This is a genomic window from Rudaea sp. 3F27F6 (assembly GCF_005503555.1).
In the GTDB taxonomy this organism is placed as follows: Bacteria; Pseudomonadota; Gammaproteobacteria; order Xanthomonadales; family Rhodanobacteraceae; genus Rudaea.
Map to the genome: position 1 here is coordinate 80,700 of NZ_SCNG01000009.1, position 17,491 is coordinate 98,190.

Here is a 17,491-nt window from a genome sequence, read left to right on the forward strand (position 1 = left end):
CAGATCAGTGCCGATCTCGCGAATACGAATGATCCTGGCGATGTTGTTCAGAGAGATCTTGGAGAGGCGGTGTTGCTTCGGCTTGGATGGTCCCGTCTTTTTCGAGGATCAGTACCCGGTCGGCCATCCTGATTGTTTCCGGCCGGTGGGCGACCATGACTCTGGTGATACGAACGTTGCGCAGCGCGTCGCACACCAGGCGTTCGTTCGGAACGTCGAGATGGCTGGTCGCTTCGTCGAGGATGAGAACCTGTGGTCGTCGATACAAGGCGCGGGCCATCAGCAGGCGCTGTTTTTGTCCCGCCGACAGCGTGGAGCCGAGATCGCCGACGATGGTCTGATATCCCATCGGCAGCGCAAGAATCTCGTGGTGTATTTCAGCGATCGTCGCGGCTTCGACGACCCGATCGAGGTCGGCGTCCTGGCTGAAGAAATGAACATTCTGCTCGACGGTGCCCATGAAAACCTGGTCGTCCTGCAGCACGGTCGACGCGATCGTCCGCAGGCGGCTCTTGCCGACTTCCCGAATGTCGACGCCGCCGATCAGGATCACCCCGCTCTCCGGCTCCAACAGCCCGAGCATGAGTTTTATCAGGGTGGTCTTGCCGAATCCGGACGGACCGACGATGGCGACGACTTCCGCCGGATGGACGATGAACGAGCAGCCGTGAATGACGAAGCGGCCGCCGAGATCGTAGCGGAAGCTCACGTCACGGAATTCGATCGACGGTGTCTGCGGTACGACGACAGCGGGATTCGGCGCATCGTCCTCGGGCGCATTCAGGGCGACGTCGGCAAGGCGTTCGGTCTGCAACCGGAGCATGCGGAGCTCGATGAAATAGTCGAGCATCTTGGCGCCGCGATCGCTGAACTGGCCGCTGTACAGGAGGAACACCATCAGGGCACCGACGGTCAGCTCACGGTCCAGGACCATCGCGATGCCGAAACTCAGCACGCCCAGTCGCTGAAAGCCGGCGATCAGGGTGCTGGCGCCCGTAAACAGCACCGTCAACCGTTCGACGTGGACCTTGCTCTGCACCGATTGGAACGTGACGTTGGAAAAATTCGACGCGCGAGATTCCGTCGCGTTCTGCAGCTTTATCGTTTGCACGCCGCGCACGGATTCGACCAGGAAGGATTGGACGGAGGCCGCATTTTGTATACTTTTCAGGTTGGCCGATCTGAACGCGCCGTACGTGGCAATCCTGACCGCCATGTACAAGGCGAATGCTACGAATGGTATGGTCGCGAGCACGGGGCTGTAGATGATCAGCATGGCTGCGGTGACGCAGGCCATCACGCCATCCAAAAGCGCCTCGACCGACCAGTGGGTCAATGTGTGCTGAATGGTGTTGATCGAATCGAACCGAGACAGGATGTCGCCCAGGCTGCGGTTGGAAAAATACGGCGCCGGCAAGTTCAGCAAGTGCCGGAACATGTTTCGGCTCCATCCGAATGCAGTGTCGGCGCCCAGTGCGATCAGCGACCAGCTGCGCAGGGCCGCGAGGCAGGCCTGCAAAACGAGCAGTGCACCGAAACCCAGCGATACCGCCAGCAGCAGGCGGCGGTCGTCGGTGGGTAGCACCTGGTCCAGCAGGATCTGCGTCGCGATCGGAGCCAGCAACGTCACCGCCTCCAGGCCGAGAGCCAGCGCCAGGATGTTGAACAGCGCGCGTTTCAGGCCGACGATGCTGCCGGTGAGCGCACCGAGGGAAACGCGGGATTCGCGCCGGCAGCGCTCAAACGTGTCGGCCGGTTCGATCTCCAGAGCGATGCCGGTGAAATGGCGTGACGCTTCGGCATAGCTTAGCCGGGAGGTGCCGCCGGCCGGATCGTGTATCTCGACGAACCGGCGTGTCGCACGTGCAAGGACGACGAAGTGGCTCAGGTCCCAATGCAGGATGCAAGGCGTTTTCAGCCGCGGCAGGGCGGTCAGATCGGCTTGCACCGGCCGCGTCACGAACCCGATTTCGCCGGCAATCTGCATCAGGTGCGCCAGGGTGACCCCCTGAAGCGATTGCGGATAGCGCACGCGCATGGCGTCCAGCGTCAGCGGCGAACCGTGGTATTCCGCAATCATCGCAAGGCAGGCAATGCCGCATTCGGCGACCTCGGTCTGCCACAGCAGGGGGACGCGTCGACGTTTGAAAAAACGCATCATTCTTGCCGCGGATGGGCAGCGGGAATCGTGCCGGCGGCTTCCACCCGGGGAACGAGCAACGCGATCAGGCGTTTGCGCGCGACCGGAATGGTTGCCGTCACGGCGGTGCCCGGCGCCAGCTTGTCTGCGAGGCCACCTTGTGGTTCCCGCTTGCCCGGCAGTTCCAGATCCACACGGTACAGCGGGTATTTTGTCGGTTCGCCGCGCAGGGCGGCAATCTGCGCATCGCTCGACGCAACGGAAGCCACCGCAGCGACGGCGGCGTGAATCGGCTCCGAATTCCTTTGTCCGTGGCTTTCCGCGAACAGGTCGATTCGATCGCCTGTCGCAACGACTCTTCGGACCTGCTCGGGGACCAGAAGGACGACCCGGACCGAGTTTGCTTCGGGCAGAAGCGCAAATGTCGTCGTCGCCGCTTGGACGGTGTCGCCGAGGTGAATCGAAACGCGCGCTACGATGCCGTCGATAGGGGATGCGACCGCGACAGTTTTGGTCGAATCAGGGGAGGCTGCGGCGGGATCCTGCGAGATCAGGGCAAGCACGTCGCCAGCCCGCACGCGGGCACCCTCGCCGACGAGAATGCGTGCGATGCTGCCGGTGGCACCTGCGCTGGCGAGAACCGTTTGCGTATCCGCCACGGCTCGTCCGGAGACGCGTACGTACTGCGAATACGAACCGCGCAAAAACACTATCAGGGCGACGAATAGGGACAGGATTGCGAGCAGCGAGCAGGCGCCGAGCCAGAGGGGCGTCTTTACGCGAATTTCTCCTAACCAGGATTGACGCCTTGCTGCGATGACCTCGGGCCGAAATGGTGAATGGGTCATGATTCAAATTGTCATTGCGGGGGCGGCGGCCGCGGACAAATGGTATGCGAAAGTCCCGAAAGGTTTGTCGGCGTGCCTTGCGCGGCGAACAGGAACCATACCGTGCATCGCAATCAAAAAAGACCGCTGATCCCAGCGGTCTTGTCATTCGAATGCATTCAAGTCGGACGCGGTTGCCGCCGTACGGTTTCGCCGATCAGCGAAGTCGGGAAGCTGCAATCGGTGCGCAGCGTCGGTGTTTGTCAGCCGCCGCCGTCACCGCCGCCACCACCGCCACCGCCGGGATTGCATTGACCGCCAGCGACGACCTGAGCCAGAGCGTAGTCGAAGGGGCGAATTTCGCCTTCTTCTTTGACTTCCGGCTTGCGAAGATTTTCAAAGAAACGCGTCAATCTATTTTCCATCTCGATCTCCGGGCTAAAATGAAAACGGTTACATGCCGGTGCACATTGACCGGCGCTCCGATGTTAGCACGAACATCGCCAGTGTAAACTGGTCCGAAAGTGAAGGTGAAATCCTTGCCGCGCCAATGGATTTCGTCGCGGCAGGGGCGTACATGGTTCACCTGGAAAGCATCTCGCGTTGTTATGGTCTCACCGGACGCCCTGTGCAGGCGCTTCGCGACATCGGAGTGTTCATTTCCGCCGAACAGTTCGTTTCGATCGTCGGTCCTTCCGGATCGGGAAAATCGACGCTGCTCAATATTCTGGGTTGTCTGGACCGTCCGGCCGGGGGAACGTATTGGCTGGACGGAGCGCTCGATATCGCTGCGCACGCCCAGCCCCGGATCGACGTCCGCGACGGAAAGATCGAATCCGATCATGCCGCCTAGCTTCGTTTCGCACGGCCTCGTGCTTCTGCTTGCGTGCGCCGCGCCGCGCGAATTGCATGCGCTGGCGATCACGGGGGAGGTCCGATCCGACGAATCGGCGAGCGTGTTCACTCCGTTGTCCGACGTGTCGCCGGTGGTGCTGCGCCATTTCGCTTCCGATGGAGCACACGTGAGGAAGGGCGAGGTGATACTGCGCATTGACGCGGCTCAGGCGGCGACTCATTTGCGCAGGCTCGAAGCGGACACCGAACAGTATGCGGCGAGATCGGCGAGGGAAGAGGCCGATCTGCGGTTGAAGAAAATCGCAGCCGAAATGGATCTGGTCGACGCGCAAGCCGAGTTGGACGCCGCCGCGATCGACGCGTCGATCCCGCGGTCGCTGCTGTCGCCACTGGATTTCGATCGAAATCGAAACGAACTCGATCGGACGACGCGCAACGTGGCGTTCCGGCAGCAAAAGCTGACCACGGCACAGGCTGTGCTCGAGAGGCACGAACAGGTCTCCCGTATCGAAATGGAGAAATTGCGAATTGCCCGCGAAGCTGATCGCCTCATCGTTGCCGCGGCTGAAGTCCGCGCGACGAGGGACGGCGTGCTGGTTCACGCGTTCAGCAACTGGGCCGGAAACAACGGTGCGCGCCTCGACGAAGGCTCGACGTCGTATCCCGGGCAGCTTGCCGGCGAAATTATTGGCGGTGGCAAGGTGCACGTTGCGGCCTTCGTGCTGGAGCCCGATCGCCATGCTGTTTCCATCGGCGACCGGCTGTGTTTGCGCTTCGACGGATTGCCGCGCAAGCAGGTCGACGGACGGATCCGGCGCATCTCGACGACGTCGGAAGCGCGCCCGGAATGGGGCGCAGGGCGCTATTTCACGTTGGATGTGGATCTGCCCGAAGGCGCGGAATCGTTCGCCATTGCCGGAATGAGCGTGAGGGCGGAAACGCCGTGCGCAACCGGCCGCATCGGCGTCGCGGACAAGACCGGGCCGGTGCTTGCTAACGGTGAGGTGTATCCGCGCGCGGTAACTCCGATCCTGCTGCCGGAAGTCGACGGCATATGGCAGTTCACGATTACCCGAATGGCGAATGATGGCGAAGCGGTCAAACAGGGCGATCTCATCGTCGCGTTCGATACCGGCGATCTTTCCAGACAATTGATCGCGGGACAGAACGCGCTCGCCGAGCAGCGGCTCGAGCGTGAGAAACAGCAGCTCGAAATGAGCGAAGCGATGCACGAACAGGATCTGGTCGTTGCCGAAGCCGAAGCCAACGCAACGAAAGCAGCGCTCAAGACCAACCTGCCGGTGAAATACGTTCCCGGTATCGAACTCAGGAAATTGCTGATCAATCGGCACCGCGCAGAGCAGCGACTCGACCTGTATCGCAAGCGCCGCGATACCGTGCTGGCCGACAACGAAGCACAGCGGAAAAGCAAGGCTGCGTCTTTCGAAAGACTTCAGGCCGATCTCGAGCGGATCCGTACGACGATTGCCTCGCTGAGCATCACAGCCCCGCGAGACGGAATTTTCCTGCACAGCGTCAACCTATCCGGAAAGAAGCTGGTCGTGGGTGATCCCGTCTACGTGGGACAATCGGTCGGTTCCATACCGGACATGGCGACGCTCGCCGTTCGCGCCGCGCTGCCGGAACGTGACTTCGCCCGCGTGAAAAAAGGGCAGGCGGCGCGCATCCTGGTCGAGGGGGCTGGTGCCAGTCTCGCTGGGTATGTGGAGAGCATCGGCACGGTGGTCCACAGCAAATCCGGTGTCGCGCCCGTGCCGGTGGTCGATCTGCAGATATCACTCGTCGAGCCTTCCGCGACGTTCAACCCCCATCAACCCGTGCGCGTCGAGATCCTTGCGGATCCGGCGAGTTCGAAGTAAGGGCGCCGATGTTTCGTACCTGCGCTGTCGTCATCGCGATTCTGCTCGCCGCCGCATGCTCCGCGCCGATGCAGCAGGAAAGTCGGGTCGAAGTCGTGACCGCCGGCCCCGCGATCTTGGCAATCGAAGCAATCGGCAGTCTGCATTCCAGCCAAGCTACGCCGCTGATCGTCCCCGGCGAATGGTCGCAGCGGCGGTTGATCTGGCTGATCCCGGATGGGAGCACGGTTCATCAGGGTGAGGTCATCGCCCGCTTCGCCGCCGACACGGATCAGTTCGAACTCGACATGGCCTTGCTCGATGTCGAGCGCGCGTCGCGCGAGCGGGCAACGCAGAACATGGAACTTCACGACAGATCAAGCGAACTGGACGTAAGCCAGGCGGATGTTGTCGGCCAACTCGCAATCACACGTCGCTATACCGGCGCGACCGACGGCGTGTTGGCGCGTAATACCGTTCTGGAGGCCGTGCAGGACCAGGGTTATCTACTGCGCAAGGAGCGGGTGCTGACAGACATGCAGCGCCTGTTGTCGCGCCGCGGAGGCCAGGCGATGGCGCTGCTCGACGCGAAGGAGGCGACGTTCGAGGAGCAGGTGCGGCGGCGGCGGGCGGTTCTCTCCCAATTGGAGGTCCGTGCGCCGCATGACGGGATCGTGGTTTTCGAAGCGGACGGGGCGGGACAAAAACCGCATCTGGATGCGACGCTGTGGGCCGGCACCAAATTCGCCACTCTGCCGAACCTGCAGGCCATGGAGATCGACATCGCCGTGCCGCAGATGGACGCCACCGCGATCCACGAGGGACTCGGCGTCGAGATCCATCCCGTGGACGTGCCCCAGGACAAGATCGAGACCCGAATTTCCTGGGTCGCGGCAACGGCCGCGCAGCGTGATCGCGATTCGCCCGCCCGCTATCTGTCGGTGCGCGCACCGGTATCTGCCGCCGAAATCGCGAGCCGCCGATGGCAGCCCAATCAATCATTCGTGGCAAGGATCTATCTGCTGCGCAGCGGACACGCGATTTGCGTGCCGAACGTCGCGATCGGTCGTGCTGGCGACCGCAATTTCGTCAACGTACGCGGGCGCGGCGGCGTGTCGGCGCGCGTGGTACATGTCGGCGTCCGCGGGCCCAGCCGGTCGGAGATCGTCGCCGGTTTGAATGCGGGCGATGCCGTTGAACTGGCGCCCGCCGGTCCGCCGGATGCCGTCGTCGATGCGGCCGGATCCGGATCGAGCGCGCGCTCCGGGGTGCGTCAATGATCGCCTCCGCGCGCACCCGGCGCTTCCTCGCCCTGGCGAACGAGGCCGTTGTCGAACTGTCCCGGCGCAAACTTCGTTCGTTGCTGACGCTGTTGGGCTTGATCTTCGGCGTGGCGTCGGTCGTCGCCATGCAAGGCGTCGGCGAAGGAAGCCGGCGCGAAGCTTTGCGCCTCGTCGAAAGTCTCGGGCTGCGCAACCTGATCGTCGATCGCGTGGTAGGGAGCGGCGAGCAGATCAAGGAGACGCGCGCGCGAAGCCTGGGACTTACCCGCGCCGATGCCCGCGCCGCGCTGGAAGTCATCCCGGGAGCCGTCGCATTCGCCGCCGAGAAACGCGTCGCGGCCTTCAGCGTATTCAGCGACGAAGGCGGCGGCGATATGCAGGTGAGCGGCGTCGGTGCGGATTACTTTGCCCTTGCGTCGCTTCGCCTCGACAGCGGCAGGGGATTGACCGTCGGTGACGAGGACACTGCGGCGCCGGTGGTCGTCCTCGGTTATCAGGCCGCGCGCCAGCTTTTTCCGCGAGGCAATGCGCTCGATCAATTCGTGAAGGTCAATCACGTCTGGCTGCAGGTGGTGGGTGTGCTGGCGGATCGGGATCTGGGCGCCGACCGATTCGAGGGCGTTTCTCTCAACGTGGAAAGCAACCGCCTGTTCATTCCTCTTTCCTGCGCCTTGAGGCGATTCCGCTTCGCTGCGCTGGACGACGAAATAGACCGCTTCGTGCTCCAATTGGCCGATGTCGAGCATCTCTCGGCCGATGCCAGGCTGCTGACCCGCGTTCTCAACCTGCGGCATGCCGACGTGGCCGACTACACCGTCCTGGTGCCGCAGCAACTCTACGAGCAGCACCAGAAGACGCAGAAGATTTTCGCCGTCGTAATGGGATCGATCGCCGGCGTGAGTTTGCTCGTGGGCGGCATAGGCATCATGAACATCATGCTCGCCAACGTTCTGGAACGCCGCCGCGAAATCGGTCTGTTGCGGGCACTCGGTGCGCGGCGAAGCGACATCGTGGCCGCGTTCATGTCCGAGGCGGTCATTCTTTGTGCGGTTGGGGCATTGGCCGGCTTGCTCGCGGGTTTCGCGTTGGCCTACATCATCGCGGCGTTCGCGGCGTGGAAGGTGGCATGGTCGATGTCGTTCGTCGCCATCTCGACCTTGTTGTGCGCGTTGACCGGCGTCGCGTTCGGTGTCTATCCGGCGCTGCAAGCAGCGGATCTGGACCCCATTGCGGCGATTCGGGCAGAATAAAAATTCGCATTTCGAAACAGGCAGGGCGCAAGGCGGGTGCTTCGGCCTGCGAGACGAAAGGATTGCCAATGAAGATCGCGTTGGGTTGGATCGTGATTGTCCTGACAGCCTGCGCCGCATACGCGCGTGGCGAACCGCCGGCGTCGACTCCGCCCAAGGCGGCGGCCTCGCCGCGACATTGGCAAGCCGGCGACGACTATCAACGCATCGAGCCGCCGGTGGCGTTCGCGCGTGCTGACGGCACCGACGTCAGGGTCACCGAAGCGTTCTCCTACGCGTGCAAATACTGTTATCAATTCCAGCCCGCCATGCATCGGCTGGAACGCCTGCTCGCGCAAAAGGCGCAGATCGCGTACCTGCCGATCGTATTCTTCGACAATTGGGAGCCGCTGGCCCGGACCTTCTATGCCACCCGGCTGATGAAACTCAACACCTCGCCGGACGGGGCGTTGTTCGATGCGCTGTACACGACGGATCAGGCATGGACGAGCGTGAGCGGAATCGCCACCTACTATGCCCGGCACGGCACGACGGCGGAGGAATTCTCGCGCGTCGCGCGTTCGGCCGAGGTCGATGCGATGCTAAAGGAAGGACTGGACAGACAACGTGCGCTGGGTATCGATCGTACGCCGACGTTGGTGGTGGATGGCGTCTATCGCGTTCCGATGAATCACGATCGCGGCATCGGGCCGGACGAAATGGTGGACATCGTTCTGATGCTTGTCGAACAGCAGGCGGCGTTGAAACGCGCGAAGTGAGGGGCTCCATACGTCAAGGCGGTGGCGTCCCCGATGATTGCCGCACGATCCGAACGATTGCGCGGCGCCCATCCATCCGGTGGCGCAGGAATCTCAGTTCGCCATGGCGGGGCAGCACCTCCGACTTGAGATTCCGGATCAGATCCGCGGTTCTGCGGCTGGCGGAGCCGAACGCGACGATCCAGAAATTCCCTCCCTCGTTCCATTCGCTTTCGTGCAGCAGAAGCGTTTGGTTCGATTGGATGCGTTGCTCGACGTCGGGCGCCAGCATCGCCCATGCCGCATAACCGCAGACGCGCTTGTAGGCGTCGAAGAAGAAATACACCTGCTCGTGCAGGATGGCAGGCCGCAGGTTGTTGATTTCGGCCGCCATGTCAGGCGCGTAGGCTCCCCTGCGCACCATCACCGACACGATCGCGCCCAGTTGGCGGTCGAAGCTCCATTTTCTGGAGGCCTTGGCAATGCGAATGCTAGACATGCGCCAGCGCGTCCATCGATTCTCCCCAACGTGCCCGCAACCCCGACAACGGATGCGGCGCGCATTCCGCGGCGAACGCGGCGGACCAGGCGAAACGTTCTGCGATACCGGCTCGTTCGACGATCCAGTCGTCCTGTCGTGGATCGTAGAGCACGCGACATTGCGTATCGCGATGCATCGCAAGCGTCCCACCTGAGTCGCCGTAGAGCAATTCCGTCTCCGCGAGCGTCTCGGCCAAGAGCGCCTCCGCACGACTGCGGATATCGACGGGATTGTCGTCAGCCAGCACTTCCAGGGTGATCTTCTCCATCATTTTTCCGCTGGTGAGCACCGGCACATGGGCCGCTCGCTTGAAGGCACCGAGTGCCGCCAGTCTCCTCAGCCTCGCGATTGGCAAACCCTGCTCGCATGCTTTCGCGCAGACCGCGGCCCATACGTGCCGGTAAAGCCGAATCAAGCGCGCTCGCTGCTCGTCGTCGCGGATGTGGTCTGCCATCCTGGCATCGCAGTCTGCGGAGTCCGCGTGCAGCGCGAGTTCGAACAGAATCCGACCGACGTCGTAGGTGCCGAAACGGCGGGGGCCACCGGATTCGGCATGCGCCGGCTTCAGGGTTCCGGCTTTTGCCAGTTGGATGATGGCGACCGACAACGCGATAGCGGCGGCACGATCATCGCCGGACAACCGGTCGAACAGCGACATGGGGATGCCGGTGGTCTCCAGAAACGACTGCTTCATCTCCCGGTTCAAGTCGCGCACGAACAATTCCGAAACAGCCCCCTCGGCCTCGAACTCGTGCATCCCGGCGGGAAAATACTTGCGAACGTAGAACCAGAGTTTGTTCAACGTCGGGATATGGTGTTCGTGGTCGAACCAGAACGGCGGGTCGAAGTGAGGCGAGCATTCGTAGAAGGGCAGGCACGATATGGAGTCGTAGTCGAGCCAGCGGCCATCCAGGCAAATATTCGATTCGGTATGCGCGCCGTGCATGAAGCGCCTTGCTCTGGCGACGGCGTGCTGGCGCGCGAAACGCTTCGCCAGTTCTCCCAGTCCGTGGTACAGACGCTCGAGGTCGGTCACTCGGTGCCATTCGTCCGTGGAAAATTCGTCGGGCCGCGGCAGATATTCGGTCAGGCGTCGAACTGCGTCACGTACGCGCACGCTGTCCAGCGGGATGTCGACGCCCTTGCGTGGCCTGAAATACAGAGCGCGCGTGAAGTGCGCCGGCCGTAACGCAAATTCGCGAACCAGCAGGCCACGCGGAATTTTTGCGTGCGACGTATCATTCGGCGGCAACCTGCACAACGTGCCGGTACCGATCGCAATCGGACTGCGGACGGCACCGTAAGGCAACGCGACATGCAGCACTTCACCCCAGATCATTTCGCGTATCGCTTCCGCGAGCAAGATCTCTCCGTTCGAATAGGCGAAGTCGGTTCGGTGCGAGGCCAGCAGCGGATTACAGCCGATTCCTTTGACCTGGTACCGGCCGTCGAAACCAACCCGTGCTCCACCGCCCTGCAATATGTTGCCGCCGTACCGCTCGGCATAAAAGAGTTTGGAGCCCGGCGCGCGGTCGGCTATCGCGGGTTTATCGCCTTTCGTCGAATAGGCGTATTCACGCAGTAGGGTTTGTTCGCAGTCCGATCCCAATCGGGGATTGCGCGCAGCGATGAAGGGTTCGCGAACAGGTACGGCGGAAAACGGAACCAGCAGGGTGGGCGGCAAATTCGCCGGAGTGGAAGTCACTAACGAAGAACTCCTGCGAAAGAGGGGAAATCCGGTGTGCGTTGCCTGCTCGCTGGAGATATAACGAGAACGGTTTGAGTGGTCAATAGCACTAAGCCGGCGCGTCCGGATACTCGGGCGCGGCCCGTATGAGGGTAAGATTCGAAGGCTGAAACCGGGTAGCAGTCTGGGATTCCGACCTGCGCCCGCGCACCCATCAGGATGTCATGACACGAAGTTCTGATTTCGCCGATCGATCCGACCTGGCGTCCGAGAAGACGCCGCCCGGCGCTTCGGACACTCCCACAATCGATGGCCTTACGCGATCGAAAAACCAACAGCGCTCACCGGACGCGCAGCATGGCGACGGCCGCATCGAAGCGTTGTGCAGAAATCTAGCCGCGAGCCGCCGCACGGCGCTATTGCGGTCACGCCGGGACAATCGACTTTCTCGTCTTTCGGTCTGCGGCGAGCAGCTCCGGCGCAGTATTGCTCAGGCGTCGAAGGCGCTCGCTCAGGGCGCGCGTCCCAATGCCAGCGTCCGCTGGCTGCTCGAGAACGCCTATGTCATCGAAACGCAACTCGATCGATTGCGCAGATCGTTTTCGGTTCGCCGTTCCGGGCAACTGCCAGCCGTGCTTGACGACGACGGCATGCCTGTACAGCGGGCGCTGGATCTTGCGTCGCAGTTGGTCCGTGAGGTCGATGGCGGGCTCGACAAGCAGACCATTGTCGCGGCGTTAAAATCCTACCAAACCTGCCGTCCGTTGGATTTCGCGGAATTGTGGGCGCTTCCTGACATGTTCGCATTGGCGTTGTTGGAACGTCTCGCAGCGGTTGCCGTGCGCGCCAGTGCAGGTGTTGTCGACAGTGCTCGTGCGAGTGCCTTTGTGGCGTCGTCGGATGATCCGCCGGCCGTTGGGCAGACAGCACCGCCGTACTCCGACGAGTTCATCGCCGCATTGGCATCCGCGCCCCGGAACGCCGGGAACGCCATCGAAGAGCCGTGGCGATCCATTGCCGGCGGCGCCGAGAAGATACGTGATGCGATCGTCTCGACCGCGATGCGGCAAGTCGAAGACGAAACGAGCACCAGCCGCTGCATCAACAGCCTACGTTTCGTCGAACAGGCCGACTGGCGAACCATCGTCGCCACCGTCAGCGCCGTCGAGGACGTGTTGGCGCTCGACCCAGCGGGTCACTACAAGCGGATGGATTTCGCCACGCGCAATGTCTATCGGCAAGCCGTTGCGCGGCTCGCCAGGAAATTGACCGTGGCCGAAATCGACGTGGCCTACAAAGCGCTGGCACTGGCACGGGCAGAGGGCGAGCAGGGCACGGGTCGGCGCGAATCGCACATCGGATATTTCCTGCTCGACGAAGGCGTTGACGAGACCATTGCGGCGCTGAGCGGAAAGCGACGCATTCCGTCCATTTATCGACTCCGCCGGACGGGCATCCTGCCCATTGCCTACCTTCTCGCGCAATTGATCGGGCTGGCAGTATGCGTAGGCCCGGTGATTACATGGCTCGGCGTCGTGCCGATCGGCCGTGGCTACGCCGTCTTGACCATTGTGTTGCTCGTTCTGGTCGTTTCGCAGTTGAGCACCCATCTCGTCGAAGCGGCCGCGTCGATTTTGCGCCGGCCGACACCGATGCCGCGCATGGACTACCAGCACGAGATACCGGATCACGCCAGCACCCTGGTGGTCGTTCCGTGCCTGCTCAATGATCCCGGCCATGTGCGCCTGCTGGTCGACGACTTGCGCACGCGGTTTCTGTCGAATCGAATGCGCAATATCCGCTTTGCCTTGCTGAGCGACTATGCGGATGCGCACGAGCGCTCGATGCCGGGGGATGCCGAGATGCTCAAGGCGGCGGCCGACGGCATCCGGGATCTGAACACCGAGTATGGGAGTGCACAGCAAGATGGAGAGATCTTCTACCTGTTCCATCGGGACCGGGAATGGAATCCGACGCAGAACCGATGGATGGGGCATGAACGCAAGCGCGGCAAACTTGCCGCCCTGAATGCACTGCTCTTGCGCGGGAACAGCGAGGCGTTTTCACTGATCGTCGGCGATCCGAGCCGCATCGGCGCGGTCCGCTATGTCATTACGCTCGACAGCGATACGCAATTGCCGTGGGACGGCGCGCGCCGCATGATCGAAACCATCGATCACCCGCTGAATCGGCCGGCGCTGAATAAGGAAGGCACTTCTGTCGTCGCCGGGTACACGATCATCCAGCCGCGCGTGGGCCATCTGGAAGCGGAGGGCGGGGCAACGCGCTACGCCCGTCTGTTCGGCGGCGAAACCGGTCTGGATCAATATACGCGCTCGTCCGCCGATTTGTACCACGACCTGTTCGGCGAGGGCTCCTATACCGGCAAGGGCATTTATGACGTAGCCGCTTTCGACCGGCTTCTGGAACATCGTTTCCCCGACAACCGGATTTTGAGTCACGACCTGATCGAAGGCTGCTTCGCACGCGCGACCGTGGCGACGGACGTGGTCGTCTTCGAGGAATACCCGGCGACGTATGCCGTGGAAAACAACCGGCGCCAGCGCTGGATTCGGGGGGACTGGCAAATCGCCGCGTGGCTTGGGCCATGGGTGCCCGTCGCCAATGGGCGTTGCGAATTCAACCGGCTGTCGCTGCTCTCCCGATGGAAGCTGTTGAACAACCTGCGCAGGAGCCTGTTCGAACCGGCGGCGCTCGCACTGCTCATTCTGGCTTGGTTTGCCGGTAGCGCTGCCGCGCTGTTGACCATCGCGATGCTCTTGCCGTTTCTGGTTCCCGCGGTTTGGCAGTTCGGGCGTACGGCTGCCGAGCGCCTGCTCGATACCGGTAAGGCGGTGATCCACGAGCCGATCGGCGGGGCACTGGGAATTCATCTGGGACGCGCGATATTTCGGTTGGCCTGTCTGCCGTACGCGGCGCTGCAGGGAGCGCTCGCCATTTTCAAGACATTCTGTCGGGTTCACCTCACGCATCGCAATTTGCTGGAATGGGTGGCATTCGATGTACTGCAGCGCAGATCCGCGAAGCCGAAGCGACGCGAGGTATCGCCGGATCTTGCGTTGCTCGGCGTGAATTGGGCGTTCTGCGCCGTGGTCGTCGCAGCCTGCGGCAGATGGCAACCGGCGGTATTGATCGCTGCGACTCCCTGGTTTGGCTTGTGGGCCATGGCGCCGTTTCTAGAGGTTTGGAGCAGGCGCCGTGCAGTGGTTCCAGCTTCGCGACTCGCCGGAGACGACATCGCTTTCGTTCGCAGCGCGGCGCGGCGCACATGGTCCTTCTTCGAAGACTACGTCGACGAACGTTCCTGCTGGCTGCCGCCGGACAATGTGCGCGAGCTGCCCGTTCGAGCCGTAGCGGGCCGCACGTCGCCGACGAACATGGGTCTCGGCTTGCTTTCTGCGGTGGCCGCTCACGACTTGGGTTATATCGATACGCGCGCACTGTTGGATCTTCTTGGAAACATGCTGCGGACGCTCGATGGTTTGCAGCGATATCACGGCCATTTGTACAACTGGTACGACACACAGACGCTGGAACCGATGTCGCCTCCCTACGTGTCGGTGGTGGACAGTGGCAATTTCGTCGGGCACGTACTGGTATTGCGTCAAACCCTGTCGCAGCTTGGCGCGGCAGCCCGTTCGCCGATGGTGCTGGTGCACGGGGTGAGCGACGCGTTCGCGATTTTCCGCGAATGCGCAACCCTGGACGCCACGCTTGCGCAGGAATTCGAAACGCGTCTGCGCAGCATGTCGGAGCTGGCCGATTCGAATGCCAGGCAGTTGCATGCCGATGCGATCGCCTTGGCCGAAACCGCCAATCGGATTGCCGATTCGCTGGCCCTCGATGCAGGCGAGGGCGCTCAGGCTTGGGCCGACAAGTTGCGCGGCCATTGCACGATGCTCGTGCGCAACCTCGGTCCAAAGCCGCCGGACAGCGAGAGCAGCTTGATCGCGGAGGCGGCCTCGTTGATCGCGATCTGCGACCGGCTCGCCGATTGCGATTTCGGCCTGTTTTACGACGAGGAACGCGAACTGCTGCACATCGGCATGGATGTGCGAAAAGGCAAGTGCGATGCCGGGCACTACGACATGCTGGCCTCCGAAGCTCGATTGACGGCGTATCTCGCAATAGCGCGCAAGAACATTCCGCCGAATGCATGGTTTTGCCTGGGGAGGCTGCAGACCTGCGAGAACGGCACTACGGCTCTGCTGTCCTGGAGCGGATCGATGTTCGAATACCTGATGCCGAACCTCGTCATGCCGAACTTTCCCGGCACGCTGATCGATATCGCCGTGCGCGGCGCGGTGGACCGGCAGATCGCCTACATGTCGAAAAAGGGCCTGGCATGGGGCATATCTGAATCCGGGTATGCGGATCTCGAATACGACGGCAGTTATTGCTACCGGGCTTTCGGCATTCCTTCTCTCGGTTTGCAGCCGGGCCTGTCGGGCAATTTCGTCATTGCGCCATATGCGAGCGCGCTCGCACTGCAGGTCGATCCGCCAGCCGCGGCGGCCAACCTGCGCCGTCTCGCCAACGAAGGCGTACTGACCTCTTGGGGATTCTACGAGGCCGTCGACTACGGATCGCGGTCAAGTCCCGGCCCCACAGGCTCCATCGTGCGCGAATTCATGGCACATCATCAGGGCATGAGCCTGCTGGCGTTTGCATCTACGGTGCTCGGTGATCGCATGCAACGCAGATTCTGCAGCGATCCTGAACTCAAGGCGGCAGCGATTTTGCTCAAGGAGCGTATGCCAAAACGCAGCCCGGTCGTATCCAGGGATGCTGTGACCGAACACGTTGAAACCGAATTGCTGTCCGTCTCCGCAGACGATGCCGCGCAGTCCGCAATCGAAGACGATGCCGACGTCGACTCTCTGTCTGCTGTCGGGCGCCGACAGGATGCACTGATCCGGCAATATTGTGGCCTGCGGCTCACGGAAGGTGGGATTCTCGGGGAACTCGCGACACTGCATTCTTTGCGGCTCCCATCGGTGTCCGACTTCGGTTGCGAGGAATTGCACGCGAAATTGATCGGGTCAGGGCCCGAGCGATCGAGCAATCTCGTCGTGCTGGCTCGGATACCTGATCGAAGCGGGCAGCTATTTTTGGCGCAAGCCCTGGCTTTGCACGGCTACAGCTATTGCAAGGGGCAGATTTTCACTTTGGTATTGCTGGTTCAAGAGGGGGTTGGCGAACAACCGACGGCGGTTGTCGAGATGCATCGCGCCATCGCCGCTTCGTCGTTTGGACGGTGGCTTCATGAAAAGCCCGGCGGGGTATTCGTAGTCGGGAGTAGCGACTCGTCGTCCAATGTGCGGAACGCGCTGGAACTTATTGCAGCTGCGGAGCTTGTGGCGACAGCAGGTACCTTGCGCCTGATGGCCCGACGCGACATGTCCCAAGACATCGAACAACTTGAAGGCGTTGACTGCTGAAGACAGCCAATCTTTCTTCAGATCGGTGATTGCGGATAGCTAGCCATTGCAGAAAAGTCGAATCAGGCGCGCTACCCATACTTCGGCTTGTTGCGATCGGTACCGTCAAGAATCGCGTTTCAGATGTTGTCTGCTAAGAGACATCATAAGACGTTTGTTTCCGGCCGACATTGACAATAGCTGAGATGCGATTAGCGAACTTTATCGACAGTAGGGAAGGGCAGAATTTTTCGAAAGATGCACTGTATCGAGCGTCCGTACGCCCAGAATGTCGAAGTATCACGGCTCGCCTTTGCGGCTTTGGTGCATTTCCGAATCGTGCAGTTTTGATGATACCTTGTTCAAGACCCAGATTGGGCGGCAATCAGGATCTTCAGTAGATTGGCAAGTTCTTTGCGCTGCTTTGGAGCGAGAACCGAGAGGAATTGTTCTTCAACACCGGTGAGTCTGGGACCGATGCTTGCCAGGCGCTCCGCCCCGACAGCTGTCAAGCCCACCGCGTGGGCTCGCCGATCTGTTGGGTGTCGTTCGCGTCGAATCCAGCCCTGCTTTTCGAGATTGTCGAGAAAAATGACCATCGAGGATTTCTCGATGCCAGTCCATTCGCTCAATTCGCGCTGAGTGCGCTGCGAGCCATTCGCTAATGCGCCCATGATCGCGATATGCCCCAGGTGAAGCTCGTAGCCTCCCACTACGTCCTGCAGTTGGGTGCGAAGAAGATTGTGCGCGCGTTGTAGGAGGAAACCGATCGGCTTGGCATCATCTCGCGCGGCGGCCGGAGTCCGGGCGGGAAGCTTGGTACGAGTAGCTGGCATCACCCCATCGTAAGCGAAATAGGTTGAAAATAATA

12 protein-coding genes are annotated in these 17,491 nt (G+C 61.7%); 6 read left to right on the plus strand and 6 right to left on the minus strand.

Annotation, left to right across the window (positions count from 1 at the left end; genetic code table 11):
* Window positions 1-4: 4 nt before the first annotated feature.
* From FFS30_RS23290 to FFS30_RS24015, 3 genes are all read right to left on the minus strand, one after another.
* On the minus strand, window positions 5-2,161 hold the full coding sequence (locus FFS30_RS23290) for a peptidase domain-containing ABC transporter (protein WP_137915609.1): 2,157 nt from the start codon (window positions 2,159-2,161) through the stop codon (window positions 5-7).
* Window positions 2,158-2,988 carry an HlyD family efflux transporter periplasmic adaptor subunit gene (locus FFS30_RS23295; protein WP_137915610.1) on the minus strand — a complete coding sequence of 277 codons (831 nt, stop codon included), beginning with the start codon at window positions 2,986-2,988 and terminating at the stop codon, window positions 2,158-2,160. Before FFS30_RS23295 ends, FFS30_RS23290 begins: the two co-directional genes overlap by 4 nt.
* A gap of 242 nt (window positions 2,989-3,230) precedes the next feature.
* Window positions 3,231-3,392: a hypothetical protein gene (locus FFS30_RS24015; RefSeq protein WP_171014829.1), complete on the minus strand. Its 162-nt coding sequence runs from the start codon at window positions 3,390-3,392 to the stop codon at window positions 3,231-3,233.
* 32 nt (window positions 3,393-3,424) lie between these two features.
* Here FFS30_RS24015 and FFS30_RS24495 point away from each other — a divergent pair, with 32 nt between their 5' ends.
* The 5 genes from FFS30_RS24495 (at window position 3,425) to FFS30_RS23320 (ending at window position 8,972) form a co-directional block, all read left to right on the plus strand.
* On the plus strand, window positions 3,425-3,820 hold the full coding sequence (locus tag FFS30_RS24495; RefSeq protein ID WP_283235246.1) for an ATP-binding cassette domain-containing protein: 396 nt from the start codon (window positions 3,425-3,427) through the stop codon (window positions 3,818-3,820).
* Window positions 3,810-5,702 (plus strand): HlyD family efflux transporter periplasmic adaptor subunit, encoded by a 1,893-nt coding sequence (locus FFS30_RS23305; RefSeq protein ID WP_137915611.1) that lies wholly within the window; start codon window positions 3,810-3,812, stop codon window positions 5,700-5,702. Before FFS30_RS24495 ends, FFS30_RS23305 begins: the two co-directional genes overlap by 11 nt.
* Window positions 5,703-5,710: 8 nt before the next feature.
* Window positions 5,711-6,961: an efflux RND transporter periplasmic adaptor subunit gene (locus FFS30_RS23310; protein WP_137915612.1), complete on the plus strand. Its 1,251-nt coding sequence runs from the start codon at window positions 5,711-5,713 to the stop codon at window positions 6,959-6,961.
* Complete coding sequence (locus FFS30_RS23315; RefSeq protein ID WP_137915613.1) at window positions 6,958-8,214, plus strand: ABC transporter permease; 1,257 nt, start codon at window positions 6,958-6,960, stop codon at window positions 8,212-8,214. The genes FFS30_RS23310 and FFS30_RS23315 overlap by 4 nt, the downstream gene beginning before the upstream one ends.
* 68 nt (window positions 8,215-8,282) lie before the next feature.
* Window positions 8,283-8,972, plus strand: coding sequence for a DsbA family protein (locus FFS30_RS23320; protein ID WP_171014830.1), 690 nt, complete (start codon window positions 8,283-8,285; stop codon window positions 8,970-8,972).
* A gap of 13 nt (window positions 8,973-8,985) precedes the next feature.
* On the opposite strand, the gene FFS30_RS23325 is transcribed toward FFS30_RS23320, so the two are convergent.
* Both FFS30_RS23325 and FFS30_RS23330 read right to left on the minus strand, forming a co-directional pair.
* Complete coding sequence (locus tag FFS30_RS23325; RefSeq protein WP_137915615.1) at window positions 8,986-9,450, minus strand: toxin-activating lysine-acyltransferase; 465 nt, start codon at window positions 9,448-9,450, stop codon at window positions 8,986-8,988.
* Window positions 9,443-11,197 (minus strand): hypothetical protein, encoded by a 1,755-nt coding sequence (locus tag FFS30_RS23330; protein WP_137915616.1) that lies wholly within the window; start codon window positions 11,195-11,197, stop codon window positions 9,443-9,445. Before FFS30_RS23330 ends, FFS30_RS23325 begins: the two co-directional genes overlap by 8 nt.
* 206 nt (window positions 11,198-11,403) lie before the next feature.
* Here FFS30_RS23330 and FFS30_RS23335 point away from each other — a divergent pair, with 206 nt between their 5' ends.
* Complete coding sequence (locus FFS30_RS23335) at window positions 11,404-16,641, plus strand: glucoamylase family protein (protein ID WP_137915617.1); 5,238 nt, start codon at window positions 11,404-11,406, stop codon at window positions 16,639-16,641.
* Between the two features lie 341 nt (window positions 16,642-16,982).
* Here the strand turns inward: FFS30_RS23335 and FFS30_RS23340 are convergent, their stop codons facing one another.
* On the minus strand, window positions 16,983-17,456 hold the full coding sequence (locus FFS30_RS23340) for a MarR family winged helix-turn-helix transcriptional regulator (protein WP_137915618.1): 474 nt from the start codon (window positions 17,454-17,456) through the stop codon (window positions 16,983-16,985).
* Window positions 17,457-17,491 lie beyond the last annotated feature (35 nt).